We start from the raw sequence: 18,971 nt of genomic DNA, 5'->3' as shown, positions 1-18,971 counted from the left end.
GACGCTGGCGATGTGTCCGCCATACTGCTCGTGGAAGGCCCGGAACGCCTGGGCGACCGAACCGTCGTCCGTGAGATCGATGGAAACGAGTGGGAAGTCGGCCTTCGCGCCCTCCCGGTCCATACCGACGACCCGATAGCGTCGGCGCAGCGCGGCGCCGAGCGCCCCACCGATATTGCCGGCGGCGCCGGTGATGAGGACAATCGGCTCTTCCTGACCAGGCATGCTCGCGCACTCGGCCGCCAACCCGCCTTGTCCAACGGACGCCGTCGCCGAGACGTTCCGTCACCCCCCGGGGCCTGCGCGCGCCTCAGCTATCTTCCAGCGCCTTCAACCTGGCGCGCATCCAGTCGATTTCGGTCTGTTGCCCGGACACGATCCGTCCGCATAGGCGCTTGATCTCGGCGTCCCTCAGCGGCGCCTTTTCGCACATCAGGATCGCGCCGGCGTGGTGGGGGATCATCGACCTGAGGAACTGCGCGTCGCCAACCGCGGTCTGCTGACGGATGAGCACGAAGGCGCCGGCCAGCACGACGACGCCCGCCACCAGCAGCGCCCCGTTGAGGAGCCTGTTCGGATACATCGAGCCCATCAGCAGCATTTCGAAGACGAGCATCGGCGCGGTCATCAACCCCGCCATATAGACTTGGTTCACGTTGGGGATCGCGTTGGCGAAGGTGTCCACCATCACATACATCAGCACGTACATGGCGGCGAAGTGCAGCAGGGCCATGAGGATCAGGCGGCCATAGGGTTTGTCATGCATCCTCTCATCCTTCCTCGACTGTGAAGGGGGAGCCCTCGCCCTTAAGCGTCGATGGCCGGCGAAAAGGTCCCGGCTAGTCGCCGGAAGCTCCATCTAGACGCGCCGCGCCGGTCCGCTCGCCGGCCAGGGCGGCGAAGGCGGCGTGGATCACCTCGTCGGGGATGAGTTCGGGGGTCAGGAACCGCTGGAACAGCAGGCCCTCGGTCATGGCGTTGATCACCCGGACCAGGGTGTCCGCCGGCATCGGCAATTGCGCCTCGTCGAACTCGGTCTTCAGCCAGCCGGCGCCGGAATCGTAGCCCTTGGCCATGGCGTCGCGGAACTGAACGCGGACCTCCTCATGGGTCAGGGCGTAGGCGCGGAAGCGCAACGCGCCGGGCGCCGCCACGCGCCGTTCGGGAAGGGCCGCGATCACCGCCTCGGCCATGGCGGTCATCAGGTCGGCGAAGCTGGAGCCGGGCTTGAAGGCCGGCCGGATGGGGGCCCATTGCCGCTCGGCCGTGGCCATGAACAGCTCGTCGCGGTTCTTGAAGTTGCCGTAGATCGCCCCGGTGGTCATGCCGGCCCGCGCCGCCACGTCCTCCAGGGTCGTGCGTTCGAAGCCCTTTTCGCGGGTCAGGTCGCGGGCGGCGTCGATGAGCTTGGCGCGGGTGCGGGCGCGCTTGTCGCCCTTGGGCCGCCCGCGGGCCGTTTCGGCTGTGGCGTCGGTGGTCATCGAATCGAAACCTAGGTCATTGCCTATTTTCTAGGAAGCCTATTTTATAATTCTGCTATCTTTTGTCGTGGGTGCGGTGAGCTGAGATGAGTGCGAAAGGTCCGATCGCGGCCGCCATCGAGGCCTATGTGGACGCCGACCAGTTGGCCGGCGCGGCGACCCTGGTCTGGCGCGACGGCAAGGTGATCCAGACCGCCGCCGTTGGCTGGCGGGACATGGAGACCACGGAGCTGCTCGAGCGCGACGCGATCTTCCGCATCGCCTCGATGACCAAGCCGATCACCTCGACGGCGGCGATGATGCTGTTCGAGGAGGGCGCCTTCGCCCTGGACGATCCCATCTCCCGCTGGGCGCCGGAGTTCGCGAACATGCGCGTCCTGCGCTCGCCAGACGGGCCGCTGGACGAGACCGACCCCGCCGAACGGGTGATCACCTTCGACGACCTGCTGACCCACCGCTCGGGCGTGACCTATGGCGACTTCCACGCCGGTCCGATCGCCAAGGCCTATTTCGCCGCGCTCGGCAGCGACATCGACAGCCCCCTGGCGCCTGACGACTGGATCGCCGCCCTGGCCGCCCTGCCTCTGGTCGATCAACCCGGCGCGGGCTTCCACTATGGCCACTCGACCCACCTGCTCGGCCTGCTGATCGCCCGCATCGAGGGCGCGCCGTTGGACGAGGTGCTCCAGCGCCGGGTCTTCACGCCCCTGGGCATGAAGGACACCGGCTTCACCGTCCCGGCCGCCAAGCGCGCGCGATGCGCGCAGATGTACGGCTTCGATGCGGCCGGCCGCTTGTTCCCCCGCCCGCTGGGGACCAAGGACGCCGGCGCGCTGCTGGCCGAGCGGCCGGCCGACATGCCCAACGTCTCCGGCGGCGGGGGGCTTTGGTCGACCCTGGACGACTATCTCGCCTTCGCGCGGATGTTCGTGGGCGAGGGCGCGGTGGACGGCGTGCGGCTCTTGCAGCCCGAGACCCTGGCCCTGATGACCGCGAACCGGCTCACCGACGACCAGCGGGCCAGGGCCGAGAACCTCGGCCTGCCGCTGTTCACCGCCCACGGGTTCGGACTGGGCGTGGCGGTGGTGATGGATCCGGAAAACGCCGCAGTGACCCGGTGCAGGGGCGGCGTCGGCACGGTGGGCTGGCCCGGCGCCTATGGCGGCTGGTGGCAGGCCGATCCCACCGACGGCTCGGTGATGATCTTCCTGGCGCACAACATCTTCGAGTTGGAGCAGCTCGCCCAAGGGATCGGGCTTGGCGTCTATGCCGCGATCACCGAGTTCCACGCCCTGGCGTCGCGGATGCTCCGCTAAACTTGTCGGCGCCGCCGGCTTCCCGCGTGGATTGCGGATGCGGGCCGGGCGCCCTGCCCAAGAGCTGGGCTATTCGCCGCACTGTGATGGATCGGGACCACATTCGGGTCGCATTTTGACCTCGGGTGGGTTTTATCCAGCCCGACCCAATTCACCGCACTAGGAGCTCGATCGATGCGGACTTCCATCCTGGCCGCCGGCCTCTTCGCGGCGCTCGCCTGCGCTTCCATCGCCCAGGCCCAGACGCCTGCCCCGGCGCCGGCCGCCGCCCCCGCCGTCGGCGGCTTCACCGACGACGAGCTGAAGGCCTTCGGCGGGGCCATGACCGAGGTCTCCAAGCTCAACGCCGAGTACAGCCCCAAGATGGTCGGCGCCGACGGCCCCACCAAGGTCGCCGTCCAGAAGGAAATGATCGCCAAGATGGGCGCCGCGGTCCAGGCCAGCGGCCTGACCCCGCAGAAGTACAATGAGATCTCGGCCGCGGTTCAGAAGGACCCGGCCCTGCGCCAGCACCTCACCGAAGTGCTGAACGCCCAGCCGGCCGCCTAACGCTTCGGGGCGGGTGGTCGCCGGCCGGCGTCCAGCTCGACGACGATATCCGCCCGCCCCGGCATCTCTTCCAAGATCCAGCGGGTCAGCCGCTCATAGTGGGCGATGAAGTCGGCGACCTGGTCGTCACTCATCGTCCGGGCGGCGTCGCCACCCTCGCGGGCCAGGCGCGCGCGGAGCTTGCGCTCCTGTTCGCGGCGCCATTCCAACACCACCTCGAACCCCGGCGCCCGCAACAGGACCTGCAGGTCTATGCGGCCGAACAGATCCTGGTAAGGACCCGCCAAGGCGGCGTTGGCGAAGCCGCGCCAGGTCCCATCTGGGTCGCGCGTCCGCTCCAGGTCATTGACCGGCATGGCCAGGGCCTCGGCGTCCTGCGGCCTTGCGCCCACACACCAGCCTTCGAACAGGATCACATCGGCCGGGCCGTCGAACCGCGACCAGTCGGCCCGAGGCCGCCGGTCGTCGCGGGCCTTGTCGAAGGCCGGCAGGGCCGTCTCGCCTGGGCGCTTCAGCGTCTCGATCGCCGCCAGGCCCAGGGCGACGTCATGGGTCCCGGGGACGCCCCGCGTGGCGAGCAACGGATGGACGGCGCGGGCCAAGGCCTGCCGCTCGGCGTGGGTCAGGTAGAGGTCGTCCAGCGAGAACACGGCGACCTTCAGGCCGCTGTCCTCCAGCAGGCGCCGGGTCACCGCCGTCAGGGTCGACTTGCCGCTGGCCTGGGAGCCGCAGATCCCGACGACCAAGCCCGGCGTCGCCCGAGCTCGAGCGGCGATCGCCTCGGCCAGGGGGACGCAGATGGCGCGCGCTGTCTGCGCGAACTCCGGCGGCAGGGATTCCGCGGCGATGAAGTCGGCCAGCCAGTCGTCGCTCATGTGGCGGCCTGCTCGACGATGCGCGCAGCCAGGCCCTTGAGCTGACGCTTGCGTGGCGAGGCCGTGCGCCAGGCGAGCGCGATGGTGCGGCTGGGCTGGGGGTCGGAAAAGCGCGACAGGGCGATGCGCGGGTCGGCCAGGTCGTCGGCGGCCATGGCCGGCAGCAGGGTCACCCCCTGGCCGTGGGCCACCAGCTGGACCAGGGTGGTGAGCGAGGTCGCCCCGAAGGTCGAGAGGTCGCTGATCTCGCAGGCGCCCAGGGCCTGGTCGCGCAGACAATGGCCCTCCTCGAGCAGCAGCAGCCGGTCGGCCGGCAAGTCGCGCGGCGAGGCCGCCGCCACCGGATCGTCGGCGGGGCTGGCCAGCAGGAAGGCGTCCTCGAACAGGGCCATAGCCTCGATCCCATCGCCGGCCAGCGGCAAGGCGGCGATCACGGCGTCCAGTTCCCCGCCCGCCAGCTCGGCCATCAGCACCGCCGTCTGGGTCTCGCGCACCTTGAGGTCCAGGCCGGGGATTGCCGCCTGCAGGAGCGGCAGCAGGCGCGGCAGCAGATAGGGGGCCACCGATGGAATGATCCCCAGCGCCAGGCGCTGGGCGCGGTCGCCACGCCGCGCGCGGGCGAAGTCCTCCAGGTCCTTGACCCCGGCGTTGAGCGCCCGGGCCCGTTCGGCCAGTTCGACGCCCTCCTCGGTCAGCACCGCCCCAGCCCGGCCACGCTCCACCAGCGGCAGGTCGAGTTCGGCCTCCAGCTCCTTGATCTGCATGGAGAGCGCCGGCTGGGTCACGTGGCAGGCGGCGGCGGCCCGCCCGAAATGACCGTGTTCGGCCAGGGCGGCGAGGTAGCGGAGCTGTCTCAGAGTCGGCATGGCGATAAGCTAGCCTGATCTCCAGGGTCTGTGAACTGATTGGACCTGATGAGGCGCGAGGCAGACCCTGACATCCACTTCAGGAGGAATTGCCATGACCGAGCGACTGACCACCACCGCGGGGGCCCCCGTTCCCGACAACCAGAACTCGCTCAGCGCCGGGCCGCGCGGGCCGCTCCTGATGCAGGACTACCAGCTGATCGAGAAGCTGGCCCACCAGAACCGCGAGCGCATTCCCGAGCGGGTGGTCCACGCCAAGGGCTCGGCCGCCTATGGGACCTTCCGGGTCACCGAGGACATCAGCCGCTATTCCAAGGCCAGGCTGTTCGGCGAGGTCGGCAAGGAGACCGAGGTGCTGCTGCGCTTCTCCACCGTGGCCGGCGAGCGCGGGGCGGCCGACGCCGAACGCGACGTGCGCGGCTTCGCGCTGAAGTTCTACACCGAGGAGGGCAACTGGGACCTGGTGGGCAACAACACCCCGGTCTTCTTCATCCGCGACCCGATGAAGTTCCCCGACTTCATCCGCACCCAGAAGCGGCACCCGGTGAGCAACCTGCGCTCGCCGACCGCCATGTGGGACTTCTGGAGCCTTTCCCCTGAGAGCCTGCACCAGGTTACGATCCTGTTCTCGGACCGCGGCCAGCCGGACGGCTACCGGTTCATGCACGGCTTCGGCAGCCACACCTATTCGTTCCTCAACGACCAGGGGGAGCGTCACTGGGTGAAGTTCCACTTCAAGAACCTGGCCGGGATCCGCAACCTGACCAACGACCAGGCCTCGGCCACCATCGCCGCCGATCGCGAAAGCGCCCAGCGCGACCTGTTCGAGGCCATCGAGGCCGGCGATTTCCCGCGCTGGCGGGTCTGCGTGCAGATCATGACCGAGGCGGAAGCCGAGCTCACGCCCTACGACCCCTTCGACCTGACCAAGGTCTGGCCGCACGCCGACTTCCCGCTGATCGAGGTTGGCGTCCTGGAGCTGAACCGCAACCCGGACAACTACTTCGCCGAGGTGGAGCAGGCCTCGTTCAGCCCGTCGAACATCGTGCCCGGCATCGGTTTCTCGCCGGACAAGGTGCTGCAGGGCCGGCTGTTCGCCTATGCCGACGCCCACCGCTACCGGGTGGGGACCCACTACGAGGCCCTGCCGGTGAACCGCCCGAAGGCGCCGGTCGCCCACTACCACATGGACGGCGCCATGCGCTTCGACGCGCCGCCCCGCACCGACGCCTATTACGAGCCCAACTCGTTCGGCGGACCGAAGGAGGACCCGAGCGTGGCCGAGCCGCCGCTACGGATGGCCGGCGACGCCGACCGGTTCAACCACCGGACCGGCAATGACGACTACACCCAGCCCGGGAACCTGTTCCGCCTGATGAGCCCGGAACAGCAGGCGTTGCTGATGGACAACATCTCCGGCGCCATGGCTCCGGTTCCCGAGGCGATCCAGCGCCGCCAGGTCGAGCACTTCCGCCGCGCCGATCCCGCCTATGGCGCGGGCGTCGCCCAGCGGCTGGGCCTGACGGAGGGCGCCATCGCCGCGGAATAGGCCGACGGGGAAGGTTGGTCCGAGAGGCCCGTGGCGTGCTCCCGACGCCGCGGGCCTCTTGCTATTCGCCGATCAGGTGCAGCAGGGCCTGGCGGCGCTGCGGCGCGCGGCGGTGCTCGAACACATAGATCGCCTGCCCCGTGCCCAGGGCCAGCCTGCCGCCGACCACCGGGACCGCGACCTGGGTCTGGGTGAGCGCCGCACGGATGTGGGCCGGCATGTCATCCGGCCCGTCGGTCAGGTGGATGTAGAGGCCGTCCCCCTCCGGCGCGAGGCGGACGAAGAAGGCTTCTAGGTCGGCCTTCATGTCCGCCTCAGCCCCCTGGATGACCAGCGAAGCCGAGGTGTGCCGGCAGAACACCGTCAGCAGGCCTTCGCTCATCCCCTGCGCTTCCACCCAGGCGGCGACACCCGGCGTGATGTCGGTGAGGCCGGCGCCCGGTGTGGGCGCGTCGAGGGTGTGCAGAGCCTGGCGCATGACCCCAGGCTGCCCGGAGTCTATTCGTCCGTCTCGCGATGTTTGGCCCGCTGGCGCATGGACTTCTCGCGCTGGATCCAGACCTTGCGGGCCTGGGAGGCGGCGGCGGGGTTCTCCTTGCGATCGAGGTGGGCGAGTTCGCGCTGCAGCTTGCCGTAGGCCTCCCAGCGCTCCGCATCGAGCTCACCGCTCTCGAGGGCGGCGCGGACGGCGCAGCCCGGTTCCGCGCCGTGCCCGCAATCGCGAAACTTGCAGTGCGCCGCGAGCGTCTCGACCTCAGTCTCCAGGTCGCCGAAGGTGGCGGCGAGCCCCGTGTCGGCGTTCCAGAGAGCGAGTTCACGCATGCCCGGAGTGTCCAGCACCAAGGCCCCGCTGGGCAGCAGGACCAGCTCGCGGTGGGTGGTGGTGTGGCGGCCGCGGCCGTCGTCCTCGCGGATCTCCTGGGTCGCCATCAGCTCCCGGCCGGCCAGCGCATTGACCAGGGTCGACTTGCCGACTCCGGAGGAGCCCAGCAGCACGGAGGTCTCGCCCGGTTTCAGCAGGTCGGCGAGAGCGGCGATCCCCTGCCCCGTCACCGCCGAGACCACATGGACCGCGACACCGTGGGCGACGGCCTTGATCTCCTCGATCAGCGGCGCGGCGTCTTCGCATGTGTCGGCCTTGGTGAGCACCACCACCGGCCGGGCGCCGCTTTCCCAGGCGGTGGCGAGATAGCGCTCGATCCGCCGCGGATTGAGGTCGGCGTTGAGCGAGGCGACCAGCAGGGCCAGGTCGATATTGGCGGCCACCACCTGGGCCCGGCCGCCATTGGCCTCTCGGCGAACGAAGCTGGTGGCGCGCGGCAGCAGGGCCTGGATCATCACCGGGCCCTCGTCGGCGGGCGGGGTGACGGCCACCCAGTCGCCGGCCACGGGATAGCCCGTCGCCTCGGCCTCGAAATGGAAGCGGCCGGACAGTTCACCGACGACGTCGCCGGTTTCGATGGCGAGCCCGTAGTGGCCGCGCTGTTGGACGGTGACGCGGCCCGGGATCAGTCCGCGGGCGGCGTGGTCAAGAAAGAGTCGCTGGAGGGCGTCGCTCCAGCCGTAAGTGTCGAGCAATGCTGGACATCCTTGGATCGGAAAGCCTTGGTCAGGCGACCGCCGGAGGAGCCTGGATATCAGGCGAACCCTTGGGCGGCGCGGCGAGGGGCGCGGACGAAGACACTCATGTCGAAACCCCTCCTTTCCGGTCATTGGGACGGTGGAAGGCTAGGCGCGGTCGGGCCGGGCGTCAAGGAAACGCCCGGCTAGCCTAGCCGCCCAGGAAGGCGCGGGCCACGTCCGAGACGGTGAGCGCCATGTCGGTGATCTCGCCGTCATAGGCGCCGAAAGCGCTGAGCGCGCCCATCAAGACCAGGCCGGCCACGACCGCATAGATCACCATGGTGGCGCCGCGGGTGTCGGTGAGCAGGAATTTCAGATCAAGTCGCGCAGCCAGGCCACCAAAGGCGCGTCGGCCGGCGGCATCGGATAGTCGGCGAGTTTCGCGGGTTTCACCCATGCGACGGCCTCGTGTTCCCTGGCCGTCACAAAACCTTCCCAGCGACGGACGAGGTAGAGTGGCATCATCAGGTGAAAGCTTTCGTAACCGTGGCTGGCGAACACGAAGGGCGCCAGGCAGGCATGGGTGACCTTGATCCCCAGCTCCTCGTCTAGTTCTCGGATCAGGCATTCCTCGGGGGTCTCGCCGGGCTCGACCTTGCCGCCGGGAAACTCCCAGAGGCCGGCGAGCTGCTTGCCCCGGGGCCTCTGACAGATCAGCACCCGGCCCTCGGAATCCACGAGGGCGGCGGCGGCGACGAACAGCATGGGTTTGGCCATGCCGCTTCCTCGCCGCCTCGCGCGCGAAATGCAACCGGCATGGCGCAGGCTTTGAGGGCCGACCCGTGGTGAAGCTGGAGGTCAGGCGTCCCTCGGATCGCGCTCGCGACGCAATTGTGGATCACCCACCGAAACTTTGCCGAACAATCTTGCCCGAATGCAGGACCCATGCGCTGATGACTCACCAATGGTCCGCAACGACGGAATCTTTACCGTAGAGATGGGTCACCAAGTCTAACAGTTCTTAATAATACAACCGACGAGAACTGTATAACCCATCCGAGATGCCGACCTGTCCTCGTAAGCTTTGATAGGGCTGCAACATGGCAAAACCGACGACCCCGCGAACGGCGGTCACCCTGGAATCCGACCACCCCCTCGAAACCGACCTCCGCTATGAAGCCTCCGCCGATCCCCTGGCGGGCGGCACGCTTCGCGACCTGCCGATCTTCACGCCGGAACAGGTCGCCGCTCAGATCACCCGCTCGGGCTTCTCCTGGGATGTGAAGGCCACCGCCGACGGCGTGCTGACCTATGGCTTCTACAGCGGCCCGACCACCACCGGCGTCTACAACAACCCGCACGGCGCGGCCGAGAAGTACGGCTACGCGCCGATGACCGCCGCCCAACAGGAGGGCACCCGCGAGGCGCTGGCCTATTGGGACGACCTGATCCCTCTGAGGTTCCAGGAAGACGCCAAGGGCGCCGGCGGCTGGGACATGTCCTTCGCCACCACCACCACGGGACCGGGCCAGGCCTGGGCCTACCTCCCGCACGGCACGAACTACGGCGCGCAGTACCAGCACATCCAGGGCGACGTCTGGATCAATCCGGGGCCGGTCAGCGGGGTGCAGCTGCTCGACGGCTTCTACGGCATGCAGACCCTGACCCACGAGATCGGGCACGCGCTCGGCCTGTCGCACCCGGGCGACTATGACGCCGGAGACGGCGTGCCGCTGAGCTACGAGCTGGCCGACTACTACCAGGACAGCCGCCAGTACTCGGTGATGTCCTACTGGGACGCCTATGAGACCGGGGCCCAGCACATCGACTGGTCGCTGATGCGGTTCGCCTATTCCACCACGCCCGGCGTCCACGACATCCTGGCCATCCAGAAGCTCTACGGCGTCGATACGACGACGCGCACCGGCGACACGACCTACGGCTTCAACTGGAGCTCGGACCTGGACAACCGCACGGCCTTCCAGATCGCCGAGAACAAGATCGCCCCGATCTTCACGATCTGGGACGCCGGCGGCGAGGACACCCTGGACCTGTCGGGTTACGACACGCCCTCCTTCATCGACCTCAATCCGGGCTCGTTCAGCAGCGCCGGCGGGATCGAGGAATTCCTGACCCTGGACGAGATCAACGCCAACAACGCCGCCGCGGGCCTGCCCGCGCGCTCGGCGCTGCTCTACGAGATCTACAACAACGGCGTCGAGGGCATTAACGGCGGCGAGAGCTGGATCGAGATCGCCGGGGTGACCAGCCCGCTGATGAAGGACAACATCAGCATCGCCTATGGCGCTGTCATCGAGAACGCCAAGGGCGGCGGTGGAACTGACACCATCGTCGGCAACTCGGCTGACAACGTCCTGACCGGCAACGGCGGGAACGACGTCTTCGTACTCTCGGCCAACGGCGGGAACGACACGGTCGCCGACTTCGAAGGCGGCCCAGGCGCGGGCGACCGCATCGACCTGAGTTCGGTGGCCGGCCTGACCTTCGCCACCCTGACCATCAGCGATGTGGGCGGCGACGCCGTCATCGCGCTCGGAACGGGATCTGTGACCCTGACCGGGGTCTCGGCCGCCAGCCTGGACGCCGACGACTTCATCTTCGCCTAGACGACACGCGCGGCGGGAGCAGCCGACGGCTGCTCCCGCCAAGCTCTATCGGTGGTTTTGCTTGACTTTTCGGTCGCCAACCGCCATCTCCCCGCTGCACCGCAACATTCGCGGCGCTATCGGCGCTCCAGTCGCGTGATGGGTTCTAAGTCGAACCTAGCCTGTCGAGCGCCCTGAAGAGATCGCATAGATCGCCCCGCCACGCGGGGGCTTTCCCCAAACTGACCCGCGACCCTCGCGACCCTTGGCACAGCCGAGAGGCCGCGTTTGGCGCATACGTGAAAGATATCGTTTTGACCAAGTTCACCGACCTCGGCCTCGACAAATCCTTGCTGAAGGCCCTGGCCGACGAAGGCTACACGGTTCCCACCCCGATCCAGGCGCAAGCCATTCCGGGCGTGATGAGCGGCCGTGACCTGCTGGGCATCGCCCAGACCGGCACCGGCAAGACCGCCGCCTTCGCCCTTCCCATCCTGCATCGTCTCGCCGCCGACCGTAAGCCCGCGCCCCGCCGCGGCTGCCGCGTGCTGGTGCTCTCCCCCACCCGCGAACTCGCCACCCAGATCGGCGAGAGCTTCAAGACCTACGGCAAGCACATGGGCGTCTCCGTCGCCGTCGTGTTCGGCGGCGTGAAGTACGGCGGCCAGATGCGCGCGCTGGCCGGCGGCGTCGACGTGCTGGTGGCCACCCCCGGCCGGCTGATCGACCACCTGGGCGAGAAGACCATCACGCTCGGCGGCGTGGAGATCTTCGTCCTCGACGAGGCCGACCAGATGCTGGACATGGGCTTCATCCTGCCCATCCGCCGCATCGTGAAGTACCTGCCGAAGGATCGGCAGAACCTGTTCTTCTCGGCCACCATGCCCACCGAGATCGGCAAGCTGGCCAGCGAACTCCTGAACCCCAACCCGCACAAGGTCGCCGTGGCGCCGGAATCGACCACGGTCGAGCGCGTGAAGCAGAAGGTGATCTTCGTGGAGACCGCGCGGAAGCGCGCCCTGCTCTGCGAGCTGTTCGCCGAGCAGAAGTTCAAGCGCGTCATCGTCTTCACCCGCACCAAGCGCGGCGCCGACCGGGTGGCCAAGTCCCTGGAAGCCGCCGGCGTCGAGGCCGCGGCCATCCACGGCGACAAGAGCCAGGGCCAGCGCGAGCGTTCGCTGGCCTCCTTCAAGGCTGGTGAGGTCCGCGCCCTGGTGGCCACCGACATCGCCGCCCGCGGCATCGACATCGACGCGGTCAGCCACGTGGTCCAGTACGAGCTGCCCAACGTGCCGGAATCCTACGTCCACCGGATCGGGCGGACCGCCCGCGCCGGCGCCGACGGCACGGCCGTGGCCTTCTGCGCCGACGACGAACGCAACCTGCTGCGCGACATCCAGAAGGTGACGCGCCAGACCATCCCCGCTGAGGACCGCCGCAACGACCGCGGCCTGCACGTCATGACCCAGGCCATGCCGGAGGTCGCCGCCGAGCGCGCCGAGGCCGGCCGCAAGAACAACGGCGACCGCGGCCAGCGCAAGCCGCAGGGCCGCAGCGACCTGCCGGGCGGCCTGCGCGCCCAGCGCAACAGGCCCAACGGCGGTGGCGGTGGCCAGCGTCAGGGCCAGGGCGGCGGCGGCAACGGCGACCGCCACCCGCACAATGTCCGCAAGAACGGCGAACGGGCCTCCACGACGCCCATCAGCCAGGCGGCCTTCAAGGGCCCCAAGCGCGACGGCGGCTCGGCCCCGGCCAAGCGCTGGACCCCGCTGGACTAGTCGGGGCCGGCGCAACAAACGCCGCCGCCTTGATCCTCATCCCCGGCCGCGCGACGCGCGTGTCGGGGATCCATACGCGCCGAGCCTGCCAGCAAATCCGCTGACTCGGAGATCATGGATGGCCGGGACGTGCGCCCGGCCATGACGAACCTGGGAGTGGGGGCGTGGCGATAGCCTTCGGCACGCTTGCCCCATCCCTTGCTGAGGGCCAAGCTCGCGCCCAACGATAAGACGGGGGCGAGACAGATGGGCTTTCTCAAGGGCGTGGCGCTGCTGGCCGGCCTGGCCGCGGCGAACGGGGCCTCGGCGCAGGACGCCAAGGTGACCCGGCTGGTTCCCGGATCCGACTTCCACGGCGTGCACGGCCTCCGCTTCAGCCCCAAGGGCGAGCTCTATGCCGGCAGCGTCGCGGGCCAGAGCCTCTACAGCGTCGACCTCGCGACCGGTAAGGCCAAGGTCCTGGTCGGCCCGCCGCAGGGCATGGCAGACGACATGGCGTTCGGACCCGGCGACCAGGTGGTCTGGACGGCGATCTCCGACAATATCGTCTACAGCCGGCGCGGTTCGGGCCCGGTGGAGGTGCTGGAGAAGGACCTCGTCAGCATCAACTCCATCACCTTCAGCCGCGACGGCAAGCGCCTGTTCGCGGCCCAGGTGTTCGGCGGCGACGCCCTGTGGGAGCTGGACCCCGCCGGCAAGGCGCCGCGGCGGATGATCCGCGAAGGCATGGGCGGCTTCAACAGCTTCGCCGCCGGCCCCGACGGCTGGCTCTATGGACCGCTGTGGTTCAAGGGCCAGGTGGTGAAGATCAATCCGGACACCGGCGACATGGTCGTCGTGGCCGACGGTCTCGACACCCCGGCCGCCGCCAAGTTCGATTCCAAGGACAACCTCTACGCCATCGACACCCATCTGGGAGAACTGCTCCGGATCGACATCAAGACCGGGGCCAAGACCAAGGTGGCCCAGCTTTCCACCGCCCTCGACAACTTCGCCATCGATGCGAAGGACCAGATCGTGGTCTCCAACATGGCCGACAACGGCCTGCAGATCGTCGACCCGGCCACCGGGGCGGTGCGCCAGGTGATGAAGGGCGCCCTGGCCTTCCCCGCCGACATCGCGGTCGCGACCGACGACGGCAAGGAGAGCCTGTTCGTCGCCGACGTCTTCTCCTATCGCGGGGTGGACGGCGCGAGCGGGGCGGTGCGCGACATCGCCCGGGTGCACACCAAGGGCAGCAAGCTGGAATATCCCACCGGAGTCAGCGTCGGCGCCGAACGGGTGGTGCTGGCCAGCGCTCCTACGGGCGCGGTGCTGGTCTATGACCGCCGCACCGGCGAGGCGCTCTCGGTCCTGCACGGCTTCAAGTCGCCGTCCGACGCCCTGGAGCTGGCGGACGGCTCGATCCTGGTGGCCGAACTGGCTAGCGGTGACCTGGTCAAGGCCAAGGGCGACCAGCGCACGACCTTGGCCAGCGGACTGGCGGCGCCGGCCAGTCTGGCGGCGAGCCCGGACGGCGACGTCTATGTGGCCGAGGTGGCCGGAGGTCGCATCACCCGCGTTGACCTGGCCACCGGCGCCAAGACCGTGGTCGCCAAGGACCTCAACCTGCCCAAGGCCGTGGCCCTGGGTCCGGACGGGCGCCTGGCGGTGCTGGAGGTCGGCGCCCGGCGGGTGGTTTCGATCGATCCCAAGACCGGCGCCGTGAAGGTGGTCGCCAAGGACCTTCCGCTGGGCCTCGTCACCAAGCCTTTCCCCCTGGCGGGCGGCATCGACGTCGGACCCTCCGGCACGATCTACGTGACCTCCGACGTCGAGAACGCGATCTACAAGATCACCACGAAGTAGGAGCTGGACCCGCTCATCCTTCTCCCGCAAGGGGAGAAGGAGTGCTAGCCAGCCAATTCCAACTGATCTCACGGCGCGGGCGTCGGCTTCAGCTTGCGCTCGAAGAAGTCCAAGGTGGTCCGGGCGCGGTGCAGGCGGTTGGCCTGGGTCCAGCCGGCGCGGTGGCGCAGGCCCGGATAGGTCATCAGCTCGAAGGTCGTTCCCATCCCCTGAAGGGCCGCCATGGCCTTGGTGGAGTTGTCGAAGGTGACGTTGTCGTCGGCCATGCCGTGCATGATCATCAGGACGCCGGGCTTCAGCCTGCTCAGCCGCGCCGTGACCTCGCCCGCGGCGTAGCCGGCGGCGTTGTCGGACGTCGTGCCCATATAGCGCTCGGTGTAGTGGGTGTCGTAGAGCGACCAGTCGACCACCGGCGCCCCGGCCACCCCCGCCGCATAGGGCGAACCTTCCGCAGTAAGGACCATCATCGTCATGTAGCCGCCGTTGGACCAGCCGGTGATCCCGATGCGGGCCGGATCCACATAGGGCAGCGACGTGAGGTGGGCGACGCCGGCCAGCTGGTCCTCCACCTCGACCTTGCCCATCCGGCGGTCGATGGCGGTCTTGAAGGCCACGGAGCGGTTGGGGGTGCCGCGGTTGTCCAGGCTGAACAGGATGTAGCCGGCCTCCAGCAGCAACTGGTCCTCGGGCGACTTCCAGACCTTGGAGACCAGGGCCCCGGCGGGACCGCCATAGACCTGGACGATCACCGGATAGCGCTTGGCCGGATCGAAGCCCGGCGGGGTGCGCATCGACCACCAGAGGTCCTGGCCGTCGGCGGCCTTGATGGTCCCGAAGCTGGGTTCGCGCAGGCGCGCGGCATAGGGCTGGTAGGGATGGCCGGCGGCGAGCTTGTTCTCCTCGACCCAGCGCACGCGGGTCCCGTCGGCCTTGTGGAACCCGGTCTGGGGCGGGGTGCGCGGGTCCTGGTAGGTCGCGGCGAAGGCCTTGCCGGACTGGGCCACATCGACCCGCCACCAGCCGCCGCCGGATGTCAGGGCCTTGGGTTCGGCCGGCGTCTTGTAGGACACCTCGTAGATCCGCCGCTCGATCGGCGAGTCCTTGCTGGCCCCGAAGATCGCCACGCCGCGCGCCTCGTCGACGCCCTCCAGGACGTCCACGGGCCACTCGCCCTGGGTCACCTGGCATACCAGGGTCCCGTCGGCCTTGTGCAGGTAGAGGTGGCGGGCGCCCGACCGCTCGGAGGACCACAGGAAGGTCCCGTCCTTCAGCGGCTTGAAGTCGTCGGTGATGTCGACCCAGTGCGGGCTGGTCTCGGTGAGGATGACCTTGGCCGTGCTAGCCGCCGGATCGACCGCCAGGATGTCCAGTGTGCGCTGGTCGCGGCTCTGCCGCTGGACGTACAGCGTCTTGCCGTCCTTGGCCCAACTTACGCGGGCCAGGTAGATGTCGGTCTCAGCGCCCAGGTCGACCTTGGTCCGAGCGCCCGTGGCCACGTCGGCGATGTACAGCTCGACCTTAGCGTTGGGGCGGCCCACCCGCGGATAGCGTTGGCGAACGATGGCCGCGCCGACCGCATTGACGTCCAGGCGTTCGACCACGTCGACCCCGGTCTGGTCGACGAAGGTCAGCGCGATCCTCGTCTCGTCCGGGCTCCACCAATAGCCGGTGGGGCGGCTCATCTCCTCCTGGGCGATGAACTCGGCCGTGGCCCAGCTCTTCAGCTCCTCGCCGCCGGTGGTGAGGGCCCGCTCGGCGCCGCCCGCGGAGGGCATGACGAAGAGGTTGTCGTCGCGCACGAAGGAGACGAACGCGCCCTTGGGCGAGACCTTGGCGTCGATCTCGTCGCCGGACGTCTGGGTGAGTTGCGAGATCTGCCCGCCCTTCAGCCGGTAGAGGAAGAGGTCGCCCTCGACCGGGACCAGGATGAAGCGGCCCTGCTCGTCCCAAGCGTAGTCCACGACCCCGCGGGTCTGGACGCCCTGGCGTTCGCGGCGGCTCTTCTCGGCCTCCGAGAGCACCTTGTCCTTGGGGGCCAGCGTGCGGGCGTCGATCAGCAGGCGCGGGTCGCCGCCCTTGACGTCGGCGATCCACAGGTCGGTCATCCGCTGGTCGTCGGCCTTGGCGCGCAGATAGGTCACGGCCGAGCCATCGGGCGAGACCTTCACCCCGCGGGCGATGGGTCCCGACAGGTCGGGATCGGCGAACACCCGTTCCGGGGTCAGTTTTTCAGCTTGAGCCACGCCACACGCCATCAGGGCCACGACCAGGCCCCCCGCCACAAATTTCATGCCCGCTCCGATAGCTTGGGAGGGCGGAAGCTACCAGAGGGCGCCGGGTCAGGAGCGGTAGTCGCCGTTGATGGCCACGTATTGCTTGGTCAAGTCGCAGGTCCAGACGGTGGCCGAGCCCTTGCCGACCCCGACGTCGACAGCGACCTCCAGTTCCTGGTTCTTCATGTAGGCGCTCATCTTGCCCTCGTCATAGGTGGGCGAGATGAGGCCGTCCTGAGCGGCGACCAAGGGTCCGAACTTTACGCTGACCCGGTCGCGGTCGATGGGCTCGTCGGCCCGGCCCACGGCCATGACGATGCGGCCCCAGTTGGCGTCCTCGCCGGCGAAGGCGGTCTTGACCAGGGGGCTCTCGGCGATGGTGCGGGCGATCTTGCGGGCCGAGGCCGGACTCTCGGCGCCGGTCACGGTGATCTTCACGAACTTGCTGGCCCCCTCCCCGTCGCGGACCAGCTGCAGGGCCAGGTCCAACAGCACGGCCTCCAGCTTGTCGCGGAAGTCGGCCAGGCGCTTGTCGCCGGCCCGGGCGATGTTCGGGGCGCCGGACTGGCCGGTGGCGAACAGCAGCAGGGTGTCGTTGGTCGAGCGGTCGCCGTCCACGGTCACGCAGTTGAAGGTGGTCCGCGTATAGAGGCTGGCCAGGGTCTGCAACGCCGCGGGCGAGATCGCCGCGTCGGTGGCCACGAAGGCCAGCATGGTGGCCATGTCCGGCGCGATCATGCCCGAGCCCTTGCAGATCCCGGCGATGCGCACCTTCTCGCCGTCGATCGTCGCCTCGGCATAGGCGCCCTTCGGGAAGGTGTCGGTGGTCATGATGGCGTTGGCCGCCCCGGCCCAGCCGTCGTCGGTCAGCCGGCCTTCCACCTCGGAAAGGCGATGGGTGATCTTGCCGTCGTCCAACAGCACCCCGATCACGCCGGTCGAGGCCACCATGACGTCGCGCTGGCGGCAGTCGAAGCGCTTGGCCGTCGCAGAGGCCACCCGGCGCACCGCGTCGGCGCCGGGCTTGCCGGTGAAGGAGTTGGCGCAGCCGGCGTTGACCACCAGGGCGCGGACGTCGGCGCCCTTGGTCATCTCCAGATGCTTCTTGCACCAGTCGACCGGCGCCGAGCCGATGCCGTGGCGAGTGAAGACCCCAGCCGCCGACGTGCCCTTCGCGAACCGCATGACCAGCAGGTCCTCGCGGTCGTGCTTGTAGAAACCCGCCCGCCCGGTGGCGAGCTGGACGCCCGGGATCGGCGGCATCTTGGGGAACGGCACGGCGAGGGGGGAGACCGGCAGGGCGCCCTTCGCGGCCGGGACGGCCACGGCCGCCGGCTTCTCGGTGAACTGACTGGCCTGCCTGTCGGCCCGCTTCAGCGCCGCGCGCTTCAGGGCGCTGGTCAGCGGGTCCAGGGCGCGTTCGATGGTCTCGACCACCTCGGCGGGGATCGAGGCGCCGTCCCGCGCCTTGGCGGCGGTCTTCTTGGCCGTCTTGGCGGCGGGCTTGCTTACGGACTTGCGGGTCATTTCGCGGCGGCCTTGGCGGGAGGAGCCTTGGGGGCGGCTGGCGTCGCTGCCGCCGGGGCGGCGGGCGCGGCCTTGGGCGCGTCGGCCGGCTCCTTGGGCTGGCCGGGCACGTCCTGCGGGGCGCGGATCAGGGTCTGGATCTTGGCGCGGCTGCGCAGCTTCTCCAGCAGGTCGCGCACCTGGTCATAGGTCAGGAAGCGGACGATCTGCGGCCGGGCGGACTCCAGCGTGATCGGCTGCTCCAGCCTGCGGTCCTCGACCTTCACCAACGCGAAGCCGCCATCGACGGCGAACGGACCGACCACCTCGCCGGTCTTGGCGGCCTTCAGATTGGCCTCATAGGCCTCGGGCATGACGTCGGTGGTGAAGTAGCCCAGGTCCCCGCCGTTGAAGCGCGTGGCCGCATCGGTCGAGCGCTCCATGGCCAGGGCCTCGAAGGAGGCGCCGGTGGTCAGTAGCTTCTTGATCGACTCGGCGTCCACCTGGGTCGCCACCACGATCTGGCGGGCGCGGATCTCCTCCGACTGCTTGGCCAGCTTCAGCTGCTCCTGGTAGAGGCCGCGGATGGCGTTGTCGTTGACCGCGTCGGAGACCACGCTCTCCACCAGCATGTCGCCCAGGATGCGCTCGCGCGCCGCGGCCAGCCGCTTCTGGGCGATGGGATCCTTGTCCAGCTTGCGCTTCAGCGCCTCCGTGGCCAGCAGCTTCTGGTCGACCACCTCGTCCAGCACCCGGCGGAA

The 18,971-nt window shown here is 68.9% G+C and carries 18 protein-coding genes; 6 read left to right on the top strand and 12 right to left on the bottom strand.

What is annotated here, in order from left to right; all coding sequences use genetic code 11:
• The 3 genes from Q8Q88_RS17375 to Q8Q88_RS17365 all read right to left on the bottom strand — a co-directional run.
• Nucleotides 1-225 (bottom strand): NAD-dependent epimerase/dehydratase family protein (locus tag Q8Q88_RS17375; protein ID WP_305676440.1); only part of this gene is annotated, 225 nt, incomplete at its 3' end.
• Nucleotides 226-310: 85 nt separating this feature from the next.
• A complete protein-coding gene (locus Q8Q88_RS17370; RefSeq protein ID WP_305676439.1) occupies nt 311-766 on the bottom strand; it encodes a DUF305 domain-containing protein in 456 nt (151 codons plus the stop codon).
• A 73-nt stretch (nt 767-839) separates the two neighbouring features.
• Nucleotides 840-1,481 carry a TetR/AcrR family transcriptional regulator gene (locus Q8Q88_RS17365; protein WP_305676438.1) on the bottom strand — a complete coding sequence of 214 codons (642 nt, stop codon included), beginning with the start codon at nt 1,479-1,481 and terminating at the stop codon, nt 840-842.
• A gap of 86 nt (nt 1,482-1,567) precedes the next feature.
• On the opposite strand from Q8Q88_RS17365, the gene Q8Q88_RS17360 reads away from it, so the two are divergent.
• Nucleotides 1,568-2,797: a serine hydrolase gene (locus Q8Q88_RS17360; RefSeq protein ID WP_305676437.1), complete on the top strand. Its 1,230-nt coding sequence runs from the start codon at nt 1,568-1,570 to the stop codon at nt 2,795-2,797.
• Nucleotides 2,798-2,971: 174 nt separating this feature from the next.
• Nucleotides 2,972-3,346, top strand: a complete 375-nt coding sequence (locus Q8Q88_RS17355; RefSeq protein WP_305676436.1) for a DUF4168 domain-containing protein — start codon at nt 2,972-2,974, stop codon at nt 3,344-3,346.
• Here Q8Q88_RS17355 and Q8Q88_RS17350 read toward each other — a convergent pair.
• Together Q8Q88_RS17350 and Q8Q88_RS17345 are read right to left on the bottom strand one after the other, a co-directional pair.
• Entirely contained in the window at nt 3,343-4,221 is an 879-nt protein-coding gene (locus Q8Q88_RS17350) for a kinase (RefSeq protein WP_305676435.1), read from the bottom strand. The genes Q8Q88_RS17355 and Q8Q88_RS17350 overlap by 4 nt on opposite strands.
• Nucleotides 4,218-5,087 (bottom strand): hydrogen peroxide-inducible genes activator, encoded by an 870-nt coding sequence (locus Q8Q88_RS17345; protein WP_305676434.1) that lies wholly within the window; start codon nt 5,085-5,087, stop codon nt 4,218-4,220. The genes Q8Q88_RS17350 and Q8Q88_RS17345 overlap by 4 nt, the downstream gene beginning before the upstream one ends.
• Before the next feature lie 94 nt (nt 5,088-5,181).
• Between Q8Q88_RS17345 and Q8Q88_RS17340 the strand changes: the two genes are divergently transcribed.
• Entirely contained in the window at nt 5,182-6,636 is a 1,455-nt protein-coding gene (locus tag Q8Q88_RS17340) for a catalase (protein ID WP_305676433.1), read from the top strand.
• Nucleotides 6,637-6,697: 61 nt separating this feature from the next.
• Here the strand turns inward: Q8Q88_RS17340 and Q8Q88_RS17335 are convergent, their stop codons facing one another.
• From Q8Q88_RS17335 to mutT, 4 genes are all read right to left on the bottom strand, one after another.
• The gene (locus tag Q8Q88_RS17335) at nt 6,698-7,114 is read right to left on the bottom strand and encodes a secondary thiamine-phosphate synthase enzyme YjbQ (RefSeq protein ID WP_305676432.1); all 417 of its coding nucleotides are present in this window, start codon (nt 7,112-7,114) and stop codon (nt 6,698-6,700) included.
• A gap of 20 nt (nt 7,115-7,134) precedes the next feature.
• Nucleotides 7,135-8,214: a ribosome small subunit-dependent GTPase A gene (rsgA, locus tag Q8Q88_RS17330; protein WP_305676431.1), complete on the bottom strand. Its 1,080-nt coding sequence runs from the start codon at nt 8,212-8,214 to the stop codon at nt 7,135-7,137.
• 193 nt (nt 8,215-8,407) lie between these two features.
• The gene (locus Q8Q88_RS17325) at nt 8,408-8,539 is read right to left on the bottom strand and encodes a hypothetical protein (RefSeq protein WP_305676430.1); all 132 of its coding nucleotides are present in this window, start codon (nt 8,537-8,539) and stop codon (nt 8,408-8,410) included.
• 32 nt (nt 8,540-8,571) lie between these two features.
• Nucleotides 8,572-8,976: an 8-oxo-dGTP diphosphatase MutT gene (gene mutT / locus Q8Q88_RS17320; RefSeq protein ID WP_305676429.1), complete on the bottom strand. Its 405-nt coding sequence runs from the start codon at nt 8,974-8,976 to the stop codon at nt 8,572-8,574.
• Nucleotides 8,977-9,299: 323 nt separating this feature from the next.
• On the opposite strand from mutT, the gene Q8Q88_RS17315 reads away from it, so the two are divergent.
• The 3 genes from Q8Q88_RS17315 to Q8Q88_RS17305 all read left to right on the top strand — a co-directional run bounded on the left by Q8Q88_RS17315 (nt 9,300) and on the right by Q8Q88_RS17305 (nt 14,431).
• Nucleotides 9,300-10,826, top strand: coding sequence for a M10 family metallopeptidase C-terminal domain-containing protein (locus Q8Q88_RS17315; protein ID WP_305676428.1), 1,527 nt, complete (start codon nt 9,300-9,302; stop codon nt 10,824-10,826).
• 293 nt (nt 10,827-11,119) lie between these two features.
• Nucleotides 11,120-12,583 carry a DEAD/DEAH box helicase gene (locus tag Q8Q88_RS17310; RefSeq protein WP_305676427.1) on the top strand — a complete coding sequence of 488 codons (1,464 nt, stop codon included), beginning with the start codon at nt 11,120-11,122 and terminating at the stop codon, nt 12,581-12,583.
• A 246-nt stretch (nt 12,584-12,829) separates the two neighbouring features.
• The gene (locus tag Q8Q88_RS17305) at nt 12,830-14,431 is read left to right on the top strand and encodes a hypothetical protein (protein WP_305676426.1); all 1,602 of its coding nucleotides are present in this window, start codon (nt 12,830-12,832) and stop codon (nt 14,429-14,431) included.
• 68 nt (nt 14,432-14,499) lie between these two features.
• Here the strand turns inward: Q8Q88_RS17305 and Q8Q88_RS17300 are convergent, their stop codons facing one another.
• The 3 genes from Q8Q88_RS17300 to Q8Q88_RS17290 all read right to left on the bottom strand — a co-directional run.
• Complete coding sequence (locus tag Q8Q88_RS17300; RefSeq protein WP_305676425.1) at nt 14,500-16,722, bottom strand: S9 family peptidase; 2,223 nt, start codon at nt 16,720-16,722, stop codon at nt 14,500-14,502.
• Nucleotides 16,723-16,770: 48 nt separating this feature from the next.
• Nucleotides 16,771-18,231, bottom strand: a complete 1,461-nt coding sequence (gene argJ / locus Q8Q88_RS17295) for a bifunctional glutamate N-acetyltransferase/amino-acid acetyltransferase ArgJ (RefSeq protein ID WP_305676424.1) — start codon at nt 18,229-18,231, stop codon at nt 16,771-16,773.
• Nucleotides 18,228-18,971, bottom strand: a 744-nt coding sequence (locus Q8Q88_RS17290) for a peptidylprolyl isomerase (RefSeq protein ID WP_305676423.1), incomplete at its 5' end; no start/stop codon positions are given. The genes Q8Q88_RS17290 and argJ, both read right to left, overlap by 4 nt.

Source organism: Phenylobacterium sp. (genome assembly GCF_030697925.1).
GTDB lineage: Bacteria > Pseudomonadota > Alphaproteobacteria > Caulobacterales > Caulobacteraceae > Phenylobacterium.
Note: the sequence above shows the minus strand (reverse complement) of the source record. Positions and strands in the feature narration are given on the sequence as shown.

What these genes read in the sequence shown, in the direction of transcription:
- Q8Q88_RS17370 (WP_305676439.1), bottom strand. Translation starts at nt 766, where the DNA reads ATGCATGACAAACCCTATGGCCGCCTGATCCTCATGGCCCTGCTGCAC.
- Q8Q88_RS17345 (WP_305676434.1), bottom strand. Translation starts at nt 5,087, where the DNA reads ATGCCGACTCTGAGACAGCTCCGCTACCTCGCCGCCCTGGCCGAACAC.
- Q8Q88_RS17355 (WP_305676436.1), top strand. Translation starts at nt 2,972, where the DNA reads ATGCGGACTTCCATCCTGGCCGCCGGCCTCTTCGCGGCGCTCGCCTGC.
- Q8Q88_RS17365 (WP_305676438.1), bottom strand. Translation starts at nt 1,481, where the DNA reads ATGACCACCGACGCCACAGCCGAAACGGCCCGCGGGCGGCCCAAGGGC.
- mutT (WP_305676429.1), bottom strand. Translation starts at nt 8,976, where the DNA reads ATGGCCAAACCCATGCTGTTCGTCGCCGCCGCCGCCCTCGTGGATTCC.
- Q8Q88_RS17335 (WP_305676432.1), bottom strand. Translation starts at nt 7,114, where the DNA reads ATGCGCCAGGCTCTGCACACCCTCGACGCGCCCACACCGGGCGCCGGC.
- Q8Q88_RS17360 (WP_305676437.1), top strand. Translation starts at nt 1,568, where the DNA reads ATGAGTGCGAAAGGTCCGATCGCGGCCGCCATCGAGGCCTATGTGGAC.
- Q8Q88_RS17340 (WP_305676433.1), top strand. Translation starts at nt 5,182, where the DNA reads ATGACCGAGCGACTGACCACCACCGCGGGGGCCCCCGTTCCCGACAAC.
- Q8Q88_RS17300 (WP_305676425.1), bottom strand. Translation starts at nt 16,722, where the DNA reads ATGAAATTTGTGGCGGGGGGCCTGGTCGTGGCCCTGATGGCGTGTGGC.
- Q8Q88_RS17350 (WP_305676435.1), bottom strand. Translation starts at nt 4,221, where the DNA reads ATGAGCGACGACTGGCTGGCCGACTTCATCGCCGCGGAATCCCTGCCG.
- Q8Q88_RS17305 (WP_305676426.1), top strand. Translation starts at nt 12,830, where the DNA reads ATGGGCTTTCTCAAGGGCGTGGCGCTGCTGGCCGGCCTGGCCGCGGCG.
- argJ (WP_305676424.1), bottom strand. Translation starts at nt 18,231, where the DNA reads ATGACCCGCAAGTCCGTAAGCAAGCCCGCCGCCAAGACGGCCAAGAAG.
- Q8Q88_RS17315 (WP_305676428.1), top strand. Translation starts at nt 9,300, where the DNA reads ATGGCAAAACCGACGACCCCGCGAACGGCGGTCACCCTGGAATCCGAC.
- Q8Q88_RS17325 (WP_305676430.1), bottom strand. Translation starts at nt 8,539, where the DNA reads ATGGTGATCTATGCGGTCGTGGCCGGCCTGGTCTTGATGGGCGCGCTC.